Origin of the sequence: Streptomyces rugosispiralis, from assembly GCF_024505145.1 — a bacterium.
Taxonomy (GTDB): Bacteria; Actinomycetota; Actinomycetes; order Streptomycetales; family Streptomycetaceae; genus Streptomyces; species Streptomyces rugosispiralis.
Genome location: NZ_JANIAA010000062.1, coordinates 23076 through 38210 on the forward strand (window position 1 = coordinate 23076; position 15135 = coordinate 38210).

Consider the following 15135-nt stretch of genomic DNA (forward strand, 5'->3'; position numbering starts at 1 on the left):
CCCCCTGTCAGACGCGGGTCATGGGCCTGATGGCATTCGCGCGGTCGATCAGCACCCCGAGCGCTTCGGGGCTGTCCGCCTGCCGGGCCAGCCGACGCAGGGTCTGCTCCAGCTCGGCGCGCAGCGCGTTCTCGTCCTCCCACTCCCCATACACCAGTGACTGGGGTTCGGTTCCCCTCCGGGGCGCTTCGGCCGCCGGATCGGCGCGCCCCTTCCGTATCCAGCGCCGTGACCGGGCGTGCCCAGCGGGCTCACTCAGCTGCTCGCCGGACCCCGGCTGCCGTCCCGCCCAGTCCAGCGTCACCTCCAGCGACTCCGCCGTCAGCCGGTCGCGGGCCGGACCGGACCGGCGCCCCTCGTCCAGATACAGCCGCGGCAGCCTCGTGCGCACCTCCGCCAGGTCCTCGGCCGTCGGCAGGGCGTCCGGGTGGCCCAGCCGCCCCGACAGCACCCGCACTGTGGCGATCCGGGCGGCGTCGTAGTGGCGGGAGACCTTCGGCACCCCGCCGAGGATCTCCACCGCGCCGCCCCGGTCGCCCGCCGCGAGCCGGAGCCGGGCCAGCCCGAAGGCGGCGCTGCCCTGCGAGCGGTTGCGCTGCCACACCGCCTCGTAGAACCGCTTGGCGGCCTCGTGGTCACCCAGGTGCTCGGCGCAGTAGCCGAGCGCCAGCTTGGGGGCGTACTCCCCGGGCAGCGCGCTGTACACCTCGTCGAACTCGTGCCGGGCGTCGGCCACCGCGCCGTCCGCGAGCCGCAGCAGGGCGCGGTGCCAGGACAGCCGCCAGTCGTACGGGGCGGCGGAGCCGATCAGTTCGACGGCGATCGCCAACTCGTCGGCCGCCGCGTCCCGTTCGCCCAGCTCCAGATAGGCGCGGCAGACGCGCAGCCGGATCTCGGCGGAGGGGCGGGGGAAGGCGTGCAACTGCTCGATCAGCCGCCGTGGCCCGCTGTCGGTCGGGACGCCCAGCAGCGCCGCGCCGGGATCCGCCGCGGCCGGGAACGGCACCGGCAGCCCGAGCGGCACCCGCTCCGGCCGGGGCAGCCCGGCCGCCAGCAGCGGGCGCGGCTCCCCTTCCAGCCAGCGCTCCAGGTCGGGGATCCGGCCCAGCGAGGCGTCCAGCAGCGCCGAGGTGGGGGCGAAGAGCGTGGACGGCTCCGGCTGCTCCCGGCTCAGCCGCAGCGAGTGGATCTCCCGCAGTACGCCCCACAACTGCTCGGACATCTCCGCGGCCGAGCCGAACCGCCGCTCCGGGTCGGCCGCGGTGGCGCGGGCCAGCGCCCGGCGGTAGGACTCGGCGCCGAGGCCGGGCGGCCGCTGGGTCTGACGGGCGGCCTTGTCCGAGAGCTCCTCGAGCGTCCTGCCGACCCCGAAGAGATCATGGCGCTCGGTGAGGGCCGGGGCGCCCCGGGCCAGCACCTCGGGGGCGGCGAACGCCTCGGTGATCACCGGCGGCCCGCCGTCCCGCTGGCCCAGCCGCCGCACCGCGCCGAGGTCGATCACCTTGACCCGGTCCTCGTGGTGCATCACGTTGCTCGGCTTGAGATCGCAGTACAGCAGCTTCTCGCCGTGCAGATAGCCCACCGCGCGCAGCACCAGACAGCCGTAGGCCAGGATGTGCTCGTACAGCCGCGGCCCGTCGTACGGCTTCACCGCGTCCGCGATGTGGTCCTTGATCTGGGCGAGGGTCATCCCGCCGACGAACTCCATCACGATGTAGCCCGTCAGCGCCCCGTCGTCGCGGGGGTCGGGCTGGGTGACGTAGTTGATGATCCGGACGATGCCGGGGTGGTCGAGCATGGTCAGATAGCGGCGCTCCTCGACCGCCACCCGCAGGGCCGCCTCGTCCTCGTTGTTGATCAGGCCCTTGATGGCCACCGGCTGGTCGTCCAGCTGGGTGTCCTCGGCGAGATAGACCCAGCCGAGCCCGCCGTACCCGACGCAGCCGATCACCCGGTACTGATCGCCCAGCAGATCGCCGGGGCTCAGCCGCGGGGTGAAGTCGAACGGATGGCGGCAGCGCGGGCAGTAGCCCCGGGAGAGCGCGGACTGTCCGGCGTAGGGCGCGCCCACGATCTCGTCGCACCCCTCCCAGCCGCAGGTCTGGCCGCGCGAGGGGGGATGCGGATCGTCCATCACCAGGTCGCGCAGCGAGGGCAGTTCGACGCGGGGCAGGTCCAGCAGGCCCTCGCCGGCCGGCCGCACCGTGAACTTGCGCGCCATATCGCGGCGGCGGGCACGGGCCGTGGTCGCGGTGGACTCGGACGCCAGAGGGGCGGCGGGCCCGGCGGGCGGGGGAGCGGGGGACGGGGCGGCGGGCAGGGGCCTGCGGCCGCACTCCGAGCAGAACCCCCGGGCGTTGATCCGGCCCAGGCCCTCGCCCCGGCAGTCCGGGCGGTCGCAGTCCCTCCCACCCGTCGGGTCCCTCATGGCGCCTCCCCCTCCGGCGGTGTGTGCACGGCGGCCACGAACCGGTCGACGGCGCGGCGGGCCTCCGGCAGATCGCAGGGCACCTCGGCCAGCAGTCGCACCGCGGCGCGGTGCAGCGGGATCAGCTCCGCCCGCTCGGATTCGGCCTTGGTCCCGAGCATCGCCGTGTACGACACCAGCTGCCACTTCAGCTCCTGGACCGCCGGCTGCTGGGCGTCGATCACCCGCAGCGTCTCCTCGGCCCGCTCGGCGACCGTCCGCACCGACTGCTCGAACGCGGCCAGCTTGGCGACGATGCGGTGCGAGCGCAGCTCGGGGTCGGAGCGCAGCCGGGTCAGATTGATCCGCAGGGCCGTGGCGTCCTCGGCGTCCGACGAGGCCGAGCGGCGCGCCCCGCGCCCGGCGGTCTCGTGCTCGCGGTCGGCGGCGAGCGCCACCCGCCCGGCGAGCTCGTCCAGCCAGGCGTCGATCCGGGCCGCCTCGGGGCGGAACAGCCGCTCGGCCAGGAGCAGTCCGCTCGACTGGGGGTCGCGGAAGACCAGCAGCAGCCGGCTGCCCCGGTCGGCGAGCAGCTTCATGAAGCCGACCAGCGCCTCGGGGTCGCGGGCGCGGTCCACGCCGACGGCCACGATGGTGAGCGGCACCGCGTTGGCCCGGACCCGGCTGAGCGGGGAGGTGTCGCCGGGCGAGCGCAGATCCATCCGGTCCGCGACCCGCAGCGCGACCTCGGTGTCGGTGCGCTTGGTGACGTCGATGGCCAGGTCCACACTGCCCAGCGGCGGTACGGTGCCGTGCGGCGCGGCCGAGACCGCCTCGTCGGGGCCGCCGCCCGACAGCTCGCGGTCGGCGAGCGTGATGGCGCGGCTGAGCGCCTCGTACCGCGCGTGGTCGTCGTCCTCGATCACCACGGTCTCCACGTCCGTGATGCCCGCGCGCCCGGTCAGCGGCTCCCGGCGCAGCCATACGGCGAGCCGCTGGGCGAAGCCGATGTCCTGGACGCCGGTGGTCAGCGGGGAGACCAGCGGCCGGTCCACCCCGGGGTCGCCGCGCACCCAGCGGTGGACCACCGGCAGATGGCGCACGATCGTCTCGACCGGGATCATGTAGGAGACGCTGAGGCGCTCGGCGGGGGGGATGTCGACCGGGTCGTCGTACCGGCTGACGACCATGCCGATGACATGCCGGGTCGCCTCGTCCTCCACCCCGGCGCCGCTGAAGCCCTTACGGACCACATCCCTGGGCGACTTGGGGTCGAGGCCCACCCACTCCGCCCGGGGGCCGACCCGCCCGGCGGTCTTCGCGCGCAGATAGTGGCCGTTGTCGAGCCCCTTGGGGAAGCCGCCCATCCACACCGGCCGGCCCAGCACCGGCGGCAGCCGGTAGAGCGGCGCGGCGTGTTCGGCGGGCTGCGGCCGGCCCAGCCGCAGCAGCGCCACATCGCCGCAGCCGTCGGAGCGCTGGGGCACCCAGCAGCCGTCGGCGACGCGCGCGGGGACGGGCCGGGCCTCGTGCACCTCGACCAGCTCCACCAGCACCTCGGTGGCGGGCACCGGGAGCCCGTCGTCGGGTATCACATGGGCGCACGTCAGCACCGTCTCGCTGCCCAGGAGGACTCCGGCGCCCAGCACGTCACCGGCCGAACTACGGATCCTCACCCGCCATGTGCCCCCGCTGGAGGTCGCATCGGCGGTAATGCCCATTTCCGCCCCCATGTGGCAAGAGCATACGCCCGGGACGTACGGAAGTGACCCGTCCGTCCGATGGGTCACGGGAACGGGTGAGGGGCGGGGCGGGGGCCGGAGGAGGCGGGGTCCGCGGCCGGAGAGGGGCGTGCCAGGGCCGTACGGGGTGGGATGGCGGGCCCGGCGCGTCCGGTGTGCGGCGCCGCCGATCGCGCACGCCCGGCCATTCGGGTGACGTGGCGTCACCTCTTCTTGTGGCGGGCTACGTCGGATGGATTACTGAAAGTGTGCGGTGGAACCCCGTCGATTCTTTCGGCGCTGGGGGCGCCGCGTCCTCGCCGGAGCCGGGCGCCAGGCGTACCGCGAGGAGGACCGGGCGGGTGCCCCAAAGCCCGCGGTCGCGCACCGGACTCCCGTGAGCGCGAGCGGGTCCAGCCCGCTCGGTCCCGTCCACGCCCCGCCCTCATACAGGAGGCGACGCGCCACGCCCATCTCACCCGGCCAAGGGTCCAGCGCCGGCGGACAGGCCGTCGTCATCACCGGCACCGACCTCGGCGGTGCCACGGCCGTGCACTTCGGCAGCGAGCTGGCCACCATCACCGCCAACAACGCCACCTCCGTGACGGTCACCATGCCGTCCGGCCTCCGGCGGTACGACGGTGACCCTGACCGGCACCAATCTGCTCGGCGCGACAGCGGTCAGGTTCGGGGCCGTCAACGCGACCTCCTTCACGGTGGTGTCGGCCACGCAGATCACGGCGGTGGCGCCACCCGGCAGCGGCACCGCGCAGATCACGGTGGTGACGGCGGGCGGCACCAGCGGCGGCGTCCCGTACACGTACGTCCCCACCCCCGTCCTCACCAGCCTGTCGCCGACCCGGGGGCCGCTCGGCGCCGGGACCACGGTCACGCTCTTCGGCAGCGGTCTCACCACGACCAGTTCGGTGCTCTTCGGCTCGACGCCCGCCTCCTTCACCGTCGTCTCGGACATCTGGGTCACCGCCATCGCGCCCTCCGGGTCCGCCGGGCCGGTGAACGTCCAGGTCATCACCGTCGGCGGCAGCAGCAACAGCCTCGTCTACACCCGTGTGGGGCCACCCGGGATCTAGGGCCCTGCTGACGGATTTCCGCGGCGTCGCGGCGTCCGGCACGTCCTCTCGCCGCACCCCGCGAAAACCCAAGTAGCTCCGCTACGAGGGCTTCCGCGCGGCACGCCGAGAGCACGCTCCCCCAGCTACCGCTGGGAGGTGCCCCCTGACGCCGCTCCTTCTTCCACGGAGATCCGTCAGAAGGGCCCTAGCCGCCGGGAGGAGCTAGGAGCCGAGGTCCGGGGCCGTCGCCCCGGCGCGCAGCGGCCGGTCGGCGCACGGCCGGGACCACCACACCCCCTCGCCGTGTGTCAGCCGGGGCAGCACCCGTTCGAATCCGTGCACCCGGCGGGCCGGGAGCTCGCCCCGCAGCAGCCGCCCCGTGGCACCGTCCGCGCTCTCGCCGATGTCCGCCTCGGCGGCGGCGAGGTGGGCTGTGACCGCGGCGAGGGTCTCGGCCGGAAGCTCCAGCTCGAAGGCGTGGTACGGCTCGTAGATCCGCCACCCCGCCCGTTCCAGGGCCTCCCCGAGCACCACCGGGGTGAGGTCGCGGAAGTCGGCCGCGGTGCTCAGCGGGCCGATGAACCCGGAGCGGACGAGCACGACCCGGCAGTCCGTCACCGAGCGGCCCCGGGGCCCGTGGAAGAGCGTCTCGTACACGGTCTCCTCGATCGCGTTGTGGAACGCGCGGGGCAGCGCGCCCAGTTCGGTCTCGTAGCCGAAGACCACCCCGGCACCGCGTTCGGTGGGCTCCACGCGCAGCCCGACGGTGGCCCAGGGCCCGGTGTGGCCGACCCGGGCGATCTCGCGGACGGCCTCGCCGACCCCCGAGGGGCGCTCGACCAGCACCGGACGGCTCGGTTCGAAATCCGCCTCGATGCCGTAGTCCTGGACCAGCGTGGCCGCGATGATCTCCTTCTGCACCTCGCCGTACAGCAGCACCGAGGTGGCCCCGCCCGGCATCGCCCGCGCGTGGATCAGTGGGTCCTGATCGGCCAGGTCGAGCAGCGCGGTGTGCAGCCGGGACGCGGCGGCGGCGCCGGGCTCGCGGGCGTGGACGAGGGTCTGGAGGCTGGGCGCGGCGAAGTGCCGCCGGCCGGCGGGGACGTCGTGGACGGGCCCGAGCCGGTCGCCGACCCGGACCCCGGGCAGCCCCTTGATCCTCGCGATGTTCCCGGCGGTCAGCGGCCCCCGTACGGCCCCCGCGGCTCCGATGACCTCCAGCGCGGTGATCTGCCCGGTGTGCTCGGTCAGGGCGCCGCCGGGCTCGCGGCGGTGCAGGGTCACCCGCTGCCGCAGTGTCACCTCGCCGGAGAACAGCCGAAGATAGGCCGTACGGCCACCACCACGGGCACCGCCCTTGGCGCCTGTGCCGCCTCCACCGCCTCCGCCGCTCCGGCCGCCTCCGCCGCTCCCGCCGCGCTCGACCGCGAAGACCGTGCCGCGCGGCTCCGCGCCGCCCGGCGCGGGCGGCACCAGCCGTGCCACCCCCTCGACCAGCGCCCCGACGCCCTGGCCGCTCAGCGCCGAGCCGAAGAAGACCGGATGCACCAGCCCCTCCGCCGTACGGGCCGCGAGGGCCGCCGCCACCTCCTCGGCCGAGGGCAGCGGACCGTCCACGACCCGCGCGAGCATCGCGTCGTCGGTCTCGGCCAGCACCTCGGCCGCCTCGGCGCGCACCCCCGGATCGTCCAGGGAGCGCGGTCGGACGCGGGCGTTCCGTGTGCCCAGGTCCCTTACCGCCATCAGCGGGACGAGATGCGGCGCCAGGGCGCGCCGGATGTCGGCGAGCAGCCCCGCGTCGCGTGCGCCCGCGCGGTCGATCTTGTTGATGAAGAGCAGCACCGGGAGCCGCAGCCGCCGCAGCGTCTTCATCAGCACCCGGGTCTGCGCCTGGACGCCCTCGACGGCGGACAGCACGAGCACCGCGCCGTCGAGCACTCCGAGGGCGCGTTCGACCTCGGCGATGAAGTCGGAGTGGCCGGGGGTGTCGATCAGGTTGATCTGGGTGCCCCCGGCGGTGAGGGACGCGACCGCGGTCCGCACGGTGATACCGCGCTGCCGCTCGATCTCGCCGGTGTCGGTCTGGGTGTCCCCGGTGTCGACGCTGCCGAGCCGGTCGATCACCCCGGCGTCGTAGAGCAGCCGCTCGGTCAGGCTGGTCTTACCGGCGTCGACATGTGCGAGCACACCGATGTTGAGGGTCCGTGAGACCCGTGGAGAGCTGGGCATGGATGCTGAGGTCCTCGAAGACGGTCGTCCGGTGGGGGCGCTGAGTCGTTCCGAGGAATCGGCGCATCGGTTGCTCCTGCTCTCGTAGACGTGAGGTGGACGTGCGGTAGATCTGAGGTCGCGGACATCCTGGACACGGGAGCGGGCGGAGGCAACCGAATTACGGGCGTCCCGTCACCGCGTGCCCCTCGGCCCGCCCCGCGGGAAGCGCGGCCTCGCCCGTAGAAAGCGCTGTCACGCCTCTCGACAACGCCCGCCGCTGCCCCGACTCTTCGTAAGCGACGGGGACCGGTGCGGTGGAGGGGACTGACGATGCGGCGCAGAACGCTTCTGGCGGCGGCGGGCACCACCGTGCTCGGGACCGCCCTCACGACGGGCACCGCCCGAGCCGACGAGACCATCGGTGTCGACCCCGGCACCGACCACGGGGCCTGGGAGGGCTGGGGCACCTCGCTCGCCTGGTGGGCCAATCTCTTCGGGCAGCGGGACGACTTCGCCGATCTCTTCTTCACCACCAAGTCGGTGCGCTACGGCGGCCGATCGCTGCCCGGCCTCGGGCTGAACATCGCCCGCTACAACCTCGGCGGCTGCGCCTGGACCAGCGTGGGCGGCGAGTCCATGGTGGCATCGCCCAACATCCCCCGGTTCAAGCAGATCGAGGGCTACTGGCACGACTGGAACAGCGAGGACCCCGCCTCCGCGGCCTGGCACTGGAGCGCCGACGCGGTCCAGCGGGCGGCGCTGGGCAAGGCCGTCCAGCGGGGTGCCGTCAGCGAGCTGTTCGCCAACTCGCCCATGTGGTGGATGTGTCTCAACCACAACCCGTCCGGCGCCGCGGACGGCGGCAACAACCTCCAGTCCTGGAACTACCGCCAGTTCGCGCTCTACCTCGCCACCACCGCCCGCTACGCCCAGGACCACTGGGGCGTCCGCTTCGCCACCGTCGAGGCGTTCAACGAGCCCTCGTCGGCCTGGTGGAAGGCGGACGGCACCCAGGAGGGCTGCCACATCGACGCGGCGGTCCAGCGGACCGTCCTCGGCCACCTGCGCACCGAGCTGGACGCGCGCGGCCTGACCGGCACCCGGATCTCGGCGTCGGACGAGACCAGCTACGACCTGGCCCGCACCACCTGGAGTTCGTTCGACACCGCCACCCGCGCGCTGGTCGACCAGGTCAACGTCCACGGCTACCAGGGCTCGGGCGGCCGCCGCGATCTGCTGTACGCGGACGTGCGCGCGGCGGGCAAGAAGCTGTGGAACTCCGAGACCGGCGACAAGGACGGCACCGGCCTCACCCTCGCCACCAACCTCTGCCTGGACTTCCACTGGCTGCACCCCACCGCGTGGTGTTACTGGCAGGTGATGGATCCCAGTGCCGGCTGGGCGCTGATCCACTACGACCCGGACACCGCCCAGCCCGGCGCCGTGCAGACCAAGTACTACGTGCTCGCCCAGTTCACCCGCCATATCCGTCCCGGGATGCGGATCCTGGAGACCGGCTCGGACCACGCGGTCGCCGCGTACGACCCGGGGGCGCGGCGGCTCGTGCTCGTCGCCGTCAACCCCGGCGCCGCGCAGCCGCTCACCTTCGATCTGTCCCGCTTCGGCCAGGTCACCGGGGGTACGGGCGGGCTGGTGCCGCGCTGGTCCACCCAGACCTCGGGCACCGGCGATCTGTACACCGCGCGCCGGGACACGGCGCTCGACGGCAAGCGGCTGAGCGTTCCGTTCGCCGAGAAGTCGGTGCAGACGTTCCAGATCGACGGGGTGACCGAGTAAGGACTCCGGACTCCTATGAGAACTCCGAACTCCTAACTCCTAACGAAATGCTCTTCGACATGGCCGCCCCGCGGCTCGGCATCAGCCGTTCGCACGCGGTTCGTTTGCGGGACGTGAGTGAGGCGTTTCCGGAACGTCAGCGGCTCCGGGAAAAGTGGTGTTCACACCGCGGGAACGACCGAAGAAGGCTCCCGCACGAAACGCAGGGGGAACCCGATCATGCGTACTTCCCGGATTCGTACCGTCACTCTGGCCGCCGTCACCGCCGCGCTGGCGCTGGGCCTGACCGCCTGCGGCGGCGCCGATGGCGGCTCGAAGGCGGCGGGCGGCGACAGCGCCGCCGGTGGCGCGCAGAGCCGGTCCGTGTCCGGCGGGGACGGCAAGGGCGGCGCGGAGCAGGTCAACAGCGGCGGTGACACCAAGGAGGACGCGCGCTCGGCGGCCGCCAAGGGCGGGACGGACGAGATCGCGAGCAAGGCCGCGAAGGCCGCCGCCCGGCAGTGCCGCGGTGACGAGATGATGGTCACCGCGGTGCACCGGTTCGCCGGGCAGCAGGGCGACCACCTGCTGATCACCGCGTCGAACGAGGGCGCCAAGCCCTGCTGGGTCACCTCGTACCCGGCCGTGAAGCTCGGCGACGACGAGGCCGTACTGCCGCACTCGAAGAAGGACAACCCGGGCGGCGGCAAGCACATCACGCTCCAGCCCGGCGGCAAGGTGTACAGCGCGGTGAACCTCTTCGACTACGGCTCGGGGAACCAGACGGCGCGGTCGTTCGCGATCTCGCTGCGCGGCGCGGACGGGCACGACGGCCCCTTCTACTCCGTCGACGCCAAGGGCGCGAAGCCGCAGTTCAGCTGGAACGAGGCCGACGTGCTGAACTGGAGCACCAAGAAGCCGTACGACTTCTGACGGCCCATCGGCCGGTGACGCGTAGGGCGTGGGGGGCCGGTTACGCGGCGAGGTGGCGGACGATCCGGCGCAGCTGCTCCTCCCACCGCCCCCGGAACTCCGGCGAGTCCGGCTCGATGCCGAAGATCTGGCGGACGGCGTGCGGCATGGTGGCCGGTGCGGAGACCACGGCGTAGCACATCAGCAGCACGGCGGCCGGGTCGAGGTCGTCCGCCAGCTCGCCCGCCGCCTGCCGGCGCCGCATATCGGACAGGTCCTCGCGCGGCTCGTCCCCCACCTCACCGGTCAGCGCCTGCCAGACGGCCAGCCGGATGCCGCGGGGGTCGTCGAATGCCTCCCGGAGGTAGCGGATGAGCAACTCCTCGAAGGGGGCCGCGGGGTCGTTGAAGGTCGCCTCGCGCCGCAGCCACTCGCGGCCCAGCTCCCGGTAGAGGCCCTCCTTGCCGCCGAAGTAGTAGGTGATCAGCTGCTTGTTGAGGCCCGCACGGTCCGCTATGTCCTGGACCCGCGCGCCCGCGAACCCCTTCTCGGAGAACTCGTCCATGGCCGCCTCCAGCAGCAGCCGCCGGGAGCGTTCCGGGCACTGCTTGCGCTCCTCGGGGGTGGGGGCGCGGCGGGGCCTCTTGGACGTCCCGTGCATCGTCGTCATCTCCTCTTCCTCGGCCCGGACAGGCTAGCCGGGGGTTTCGGCCATGCTCTCATCTATTTGTTTGACAATTTCATCCGTTTGGATGAGCCTGGCTGCGGCTACGTAGAAGATCCCGGGACGCGCAAGGAGATCGATCATGTTCGTGGTGACCGGAGCCACCGGAAACGTCGGCAGTCATGTGGTGAAGCAGCTGGCCGACGCGGGCGCCGAGGTGCTCGCGCTCACCCGCGACCCCGAGGCGGCCCGGCTGCCGGAGGGCGTGCGGGCGGCCCGCACCGATGAGCTGCCCCTGGACGGCGCCACGGCGCTGTTCCTCAACCCCGCGGTGGTCTGGCAGATCGGGTCCGAGAAGCTCCTGCGGCGGGCCAAGGAGAGCGGGGTGCGGCGGATCGTGATGCTCTCCTCGTCCTCCGTCCTGTCGGACCTCGACCCCCAGGCGAACCCGATCGGCGTCCGCCACCGCGCGCTGGAGGCCGAGGTCGAGGCCACGGGGCTGGAGTGGACGTTCGTCCGCCCGGGTGCCTTCGCCGCGAACGCGATGCAGTGGGCGGACCAGATCAAGGCCGGGGACGTGGTGTACGGGGCGTACGCCGGGGCGCAGATGGCCCCCATCCACGAGGCCGACATGGGCGCCGTCTCCGCCCGCGCCCTGCTCGCCGACGACCTGGTCGGCCAGGCCCCCGAGCTGACCGGACCCGAGTCGCTGAGCTTCGCCGACCAGGTGCGCGTCATCGGCGAGGTCATCGGACGGCCGCTGCGGTACGAGGAGATCTCGCACGAGGCGGCGCGGGAGCGGATGTCCGGCGGGTTCGTCACGCCGGAGATCGCGGACTCGCTGTTGCGGGTCTTCGCGGAGTTGGTGGACCGGCCGCAGACGATCTCGCCGGAGGTGGAGCGCATCACGGGGCGTCCCGGGCGGACGTTCGCGCAGTGGGTGGAGGACCACGTGGCCGCGTTCCGCTGAGGCTGCCGCCGGCCGCGTCTGCGCTCACCGCGCAGGGGCGGGCGATGGTGGACCGACCGGGGTCGCGCCTGCGGCGGGCTTTCCCCTACCCGCCCCTTCCCACAACCGGGGCTCCGCCCCGGACCCCGCTCCTCAATCGCCGGAGGGGCTGATTTCAGCCCGTCCGGGCCTCTTGCTTCCCGATCGCCGGTGGGGCTGATTTCAGCCCGTCCGGCGATCGCCGCGGGCGCGCTGCCCCAGGGGCGGGTCCTGGGAGCCGTACGCCCGGACGGCGCGCGAAACGTTCCGCGCCGGGCGCGGGCGGTGTGGCGCTCGCCAGCGCCAGGGCCGCATCAGGAGGCGGTCCGCTTGCCCGGCTGCCTCTTCGCGGCGGCCTTCTTGGCCGCGGTCTTTCCGGCCGCGGCCTTCTTCGCACCCGTCCGCTTCCCCCCGGCGGCCCTTCCCGCGGGCTCCTCCTCCGCGGACTCGGCGGCCTTGGCAGCCTTGGCGGGCTTCGCCGCCTTCGTCCCGCCTCTCTTCGCCGCCGCGGGCGCCTTCTTCGCGGCCGCGGCCTTCTTCGCCGGTGCCTTCTTCCGCCCGCGCAGCTCGTGGACCGTAGCCGCCGCCTCCTCCTCGGCTCCCCCCTCCGACGCCTCCCCGCCCTCCCCGGCCCCCTCGCCCCGCGCCTCCCGGGCGCTGCGGACGCTCTCCTTCAGCGCCGCCATCAGATCGACCACCTGCGCGCCCGCGGGCCGTTCACCGGGCTCGGCGGTGGGCGTGGCGCCGGACACCTTCGCCGCCACCAGTTCCTCCAGCGCCTCGTGGTACTCGTCGCGCAGATCGTTCAGATCCACCTCTCCGAGCGTCTCCATCAGCGTGTCCGCGAGGTCCAGTTCGGCCGGTTTCACGGTCACCTTCTCCTTGGGGGCCACCCCCGCGGGCTCGCGCACCTCGTCCGGCCAGAGCAGCCGGTGCAGCGCGATGGTGTCGCCCACGACGCGCAGCATCCCCAGTCGCTCGCGGCCGCGGTGGGCGTATTTGGCGATGGCGACCTTCTCGCTGCGCTTGAGCGCCTCGCGCAGCAGGGTGTACGGCTTGGCCCCGGCGGCGCCGCTGGTGCCCAGGTAGTAGGCGTCGCCCATCTGGAGCGGATCGATCTCGGCGGCGGAGATGAACGCCTCGATCTCCAGGGTGTGGGTGGTGGGCAGCGGAAGGGCCGCGAGGTCCTCGTCGGTGATCGGGACCAGCGCGCCGTCCGCGTCCTCGTACGCCCGCCCGATCTCGCTCGACTCGACCGGCTTGTCCTCGAGCTCGCAGACCTTGCGGTAGCGGATGCGGCCGCTGTCGCGGGTGTGGATCTGCCGGAACGAGATCGAGTGGTCCTCGGTGGCCGGATAGATCTTGATCGGAATACTCACCAGGCCAAAGGAAATGTTCCCATTCCAGATAGATCGCATGCTTGATCCCTTTCGTGAGATTCTTATCGTATGTCCCCGATCGCGGAGGTGGAGGGGCGGCGGATCACGCTCAGGAACCTCGACAAGGTCATCCATCCGGCCACCGGCACCACCAAGGGCGAGCTGCTGCACTATCTGGCGTCGACCGCGGACGCGCTCCTCGGCCATCTGCGCGGGCGGCCGCTGGCGTTCCTGCGCTACCCGGACGGCCCCGACGGTCAGAAGTTCTTCACCAAGAACCCGCCTCCGGGCACGCCTTCCTGGGTGACGACGGCCGAGGTCACCCGCCATAAGGGGGAGACCGCGCGGCAGGTGGTGATCCAGGACCTGCCCTCGCTGATGTGGTCGGCCAACCTCGTGGTGGAGTTCCACACCCCGATGTGGCGCGTCGACCAGGGCGTGGGCATCGCCGACCGGCTCGTCTTCGACCTCGACCCCGGGCCGCCGGCCACGATCGTGGACTGCCGCGTCGTCGCCGTATGGCTGCGCGAACGGCTGGCCGACGACGGCCTTACGGCGTACGCGAAGACCAGTGGCTCCAAGGGGCTGCATCTGCTGGTGCCGGTGGCGCCGACCCCCTCCCGGCAGACCACCGCCTACGCCAGACGGCTGGCCCTGGAGGCCGCGAACGCCATGCCGGACCTCGTCATCCGTAAGATGACCCGCTCGCTGCGGCCGGGGAAGGTGTACGTGGACTTCAGCCAGAACGCCGCCGCGAAGACCACCGCCGCCCCCTACACCCCCCGCGCCGTCCCCGAACCGGCCGTCTCCGCGCCCGTCACCTGGGAGGAGGTCGAGGCGTGCGGCGACCCGGCGGCGCTGACCTTCCTGATCGACGACATCCCCGCGCGGCTCGACCGCCACGGGGATCTGCTGGCCCCCCTGCTGAACCCGGCGGAGGGGCGCCCGCTGCCGACGGGCGAGGCCGGGGAGGACGAGGACCCCGGCCAAGGCGACGACGAAGGCGCGGCCGACCGATGACGTCGCCTTCCCCCGAGCCGCCCCTTCAGCCTCCCGTGGACGTGGCGCTGGCCCGTGTCGTCCCGATCCTGCCCACCGCCCCGCCCGGACGGCGGCTGGCGTACGAGCCCAAGTTCGACGGCCACCGGCTGCTGATCTTCCGGCTGGAGGACACCGTAAGGATGCAGGCCCGCTCCGGCCGCATTGTCACCCGCGCCTTTCCCGACCTGGCGGCCGCCGCCCGGCCGCTGCCGCCCGGCACGGTCCTCGACGGCGAGGTGGTGGTGTGGGCGGGCGGCCGTACGGACTTCGCCGCCGTCCAGAAGCGCGCCTTCGCCGCGTCCGAGTCCCGGGCGGGGAGGCTCGCCCGGGAACTGCCCGCCTCCTACGCCGCCTTCGACCTGCTCGCGATCGGCGCGGAGGATCTGCGGCCGCTTCCGTACGAACGGCGCCGCGCCCGGCTGATGGCGCTTCTCGAACCGCTCGGCCCACCGCTCCAGGCCGTGCCGATGACGACCGATCCGGAGCTCGCCGCCACCTGGTACGAGTCGCTTCTGGAGATCGGTATCGAGGGCCTGGTCATCAAGGAGCTGGACCAGCCCTACCGGCCGGGCCGCCACTGGCGGAAGGTGCGCCATTCGGAGACCCGGGACGCCGTGGTCGTCGGCGTCGTCGGCCCCCGCCTCCGCCCGCGCGCCCTCGCGCTGGTGCTCCCCGGCGACGACACGCCCTTGATCTCCGCCCCGCTCGCCACGGCCGTCCGCGCCCAGCTCAGCGCGGCCCTCCGCGACCTGCCCGACCCCGAGCCCCCGCCCGCCGAACTCCCCACCGCCCTGGACCGGGTCGGGGCCGAGATCGCCTACCGTCCCATCGCCCCGGACCTGACCGTCGAGGTCCGCCAGGAAGGCACGGTCCGCCACGCGGCGACGAGAGTCATGCGCCTCCGCATCCCCGACTGACCGCCCGGGGCCACCGGCGGGTGGCCGCAGGACGGCGGGAGGGGGC

Annotated in this window: 11 protein-coding genes and 1 pseudogene; 7 read left to right on the forward strand and 5 right to left on the reverse strand. The window is 73.2% G+C overall.

Annotated features, from left to right (window positions below; all coding sequences use genetic code 11):
* Positions 1 to 7: 7 nt before the first annotated feature.
* Both NP777_RS44255 and NP777_RS44260 read right to left on the reverse strand, forming a co-directional pair.
* On the reverse strand, positions 8 to 2428 hold the full coding sequence (locus tag NP777_RS44255; protein WP_256655861.1) for a tetratricopeptide repeat protein: 2421 nt from the start codon (positions 2426 to 2428) through the stop codon (positions 8 to 10).
* A complete protein-coding gene (locus NP777_RS44260; RefSeq protein WP_256655862.1) occupies positions 2425 to 4140 on the reverse strand; it encodes a S1 family peptidase in 1716 nt (571 codons plus the stop codon). The genes NP777_RS44255 and NP777_RS44260 overlap by 4 nt, the downstream gene beginning before the upstream one ends.
* Before the next feature lie 385 nt (positions 4141 to 4525).
* Between NP777_RS44260 and NP777_RS48345 the strand changes: the two are divergent.
* Positions 4526 to 4693, forward strand: a pseudogene (locus tag NP777_RS48345) (hypothetical protein); the annotation flags it as partial.
* A gap of 76 nt (positions 4694 to 4769) precedes the next feature.
* A complete protein-coding gene (locus tag NP777_RS44265; protein ID WP_308405389.1) occupies positions 4770 to 5219 on the forward strand; it encodes an IPT/TIG domain-containing protein in 450 nt (149 codons plus the stop codon).
* A gap of 204 nt (positions 5220 to 5423) precedes the next feature.
* Here the strand turns inward: NP777_RS44265 and NP777_RS44270 are convergent, their stop codons facing one another.
* Complete coding sequence (locus NP777_RS44270; protein ID WP_256655863.1) at positions 5424 to 7430, reverse strand: elongation factor G; 2007 nt, start codon at positions 7428 to 7430, stop codon at positions 5424 to 5426.
* Between the two features lie 312 nt (positions 7431 to 7742).
* On the opposite strand from NP777_RS44270, the gene NP777_RS44275 reads away from it, so the two are divergent.
* Both NP777_RS44275 and NP777_RS44280 read left to right on the forward strand, forming a co-directional pair.
* The gene (locus NP777_RS44275; protein ID WP_256655864.1) at positions 7743 to 9209 is read left to right on the forward strand and encodes a glycoside hydrolase; all 1467 of its coding nucleotides are present in this window, start codon (positions 7743 to 7745) and stop codon (positions 9207 to 9209) included.
* Between the two features lie 219 nt (positions 9210 to 9428).
* Complete coding sequence (locus NP777_RS44280; RefSeq protein WP_256655865.1) at positions 9429 to 10121, forward strand: DUF4232 domain-containing protein; 693 nt, start codon at positions 9429 to 9431, stop codon at positions 10119 to 10121.
* Between the two features lie 40 nt (positions 10122 to 10161).
* Here the strand turns inward: NP777_RS44280 and NP777_RS44285 are convergent, their stop codons facing one another.
* On the reverse strand, positions 10162 to 10770 hold the full coding sequence (locus NP777_RS44285; protein WP_256655866.1) for a TetR/AcrR family transcriptional regulator: 609 nt from the start codon (positions 10768 to 10770) through the stop codon (positions 10162 to 10164).
* A 136-nt stretch (positions 10771 to 10906) separates the two neighbouring features.
* Here NP777_RS44285 and NP777_RS44290 point away from each other — a divergent pair, with 136 nt between their 5' ends.
* On the forward strand, positions 10907 to 11734 hold the full coding sequence (locus tag NP777_RS44290; protein WP_256655867.1) for an NAD(P)H-binding protein: 828 nt from the start codon (positions 10907 to 10909) through the stop codon (positions 11732 to 11734).
* Between the two features lie 332 nt (positions 11735 to 12066).
* On the opposite strand, the gene ku is transcribed toward NP777_RS44290, so the two are convergent.
* Positions 12067 to 13170: a non-homologous end joining protein Ku gene (gene ku, locus NP777_RS44295; protein WP_256655868.1), complete on the reverse strand. Its 1104-nt coding sequence runs from the start codon at positions 13168 to 13170 to the stop codon at positions 12067 to 12069.
* A 30-nt stretch (positions 13171 to 13200) separates the two neighbouring features.
* Between ku and ligD the strand changes: the two genes are divergently transcribed.
* Together ligD and NP777_RS44305 are read left to right on the forward strand one after the other, a co-directional pair.
* Complete coding sequence (ligD, locus tag NP777_RS44300; protein WP_256655869.1) at positions 13201 to 14151, forward strand: non-homologous end-joining DNA ligase; 951 nt, start codon at positions 13201 to 13203, stop codon at positions 14149 to 14151.
* Positions 14148 to 15089 (forward strand): ATP-dependent DNA ligase, encoded by a 942-nt coding sequence (locus NP777_RS44305; RefSeq protein ID WP_256655870.1) that lies wholly within the window; start codon positions 14148 to 14150, stop codon positions 15087 to 15089. The genes ligD and NP777_RS44305 overlap by 4 nt, the downstream gene beginning before the upstream one ends.
* Positions 15090 to 15135: the final 46 nt, after the last annotated feature.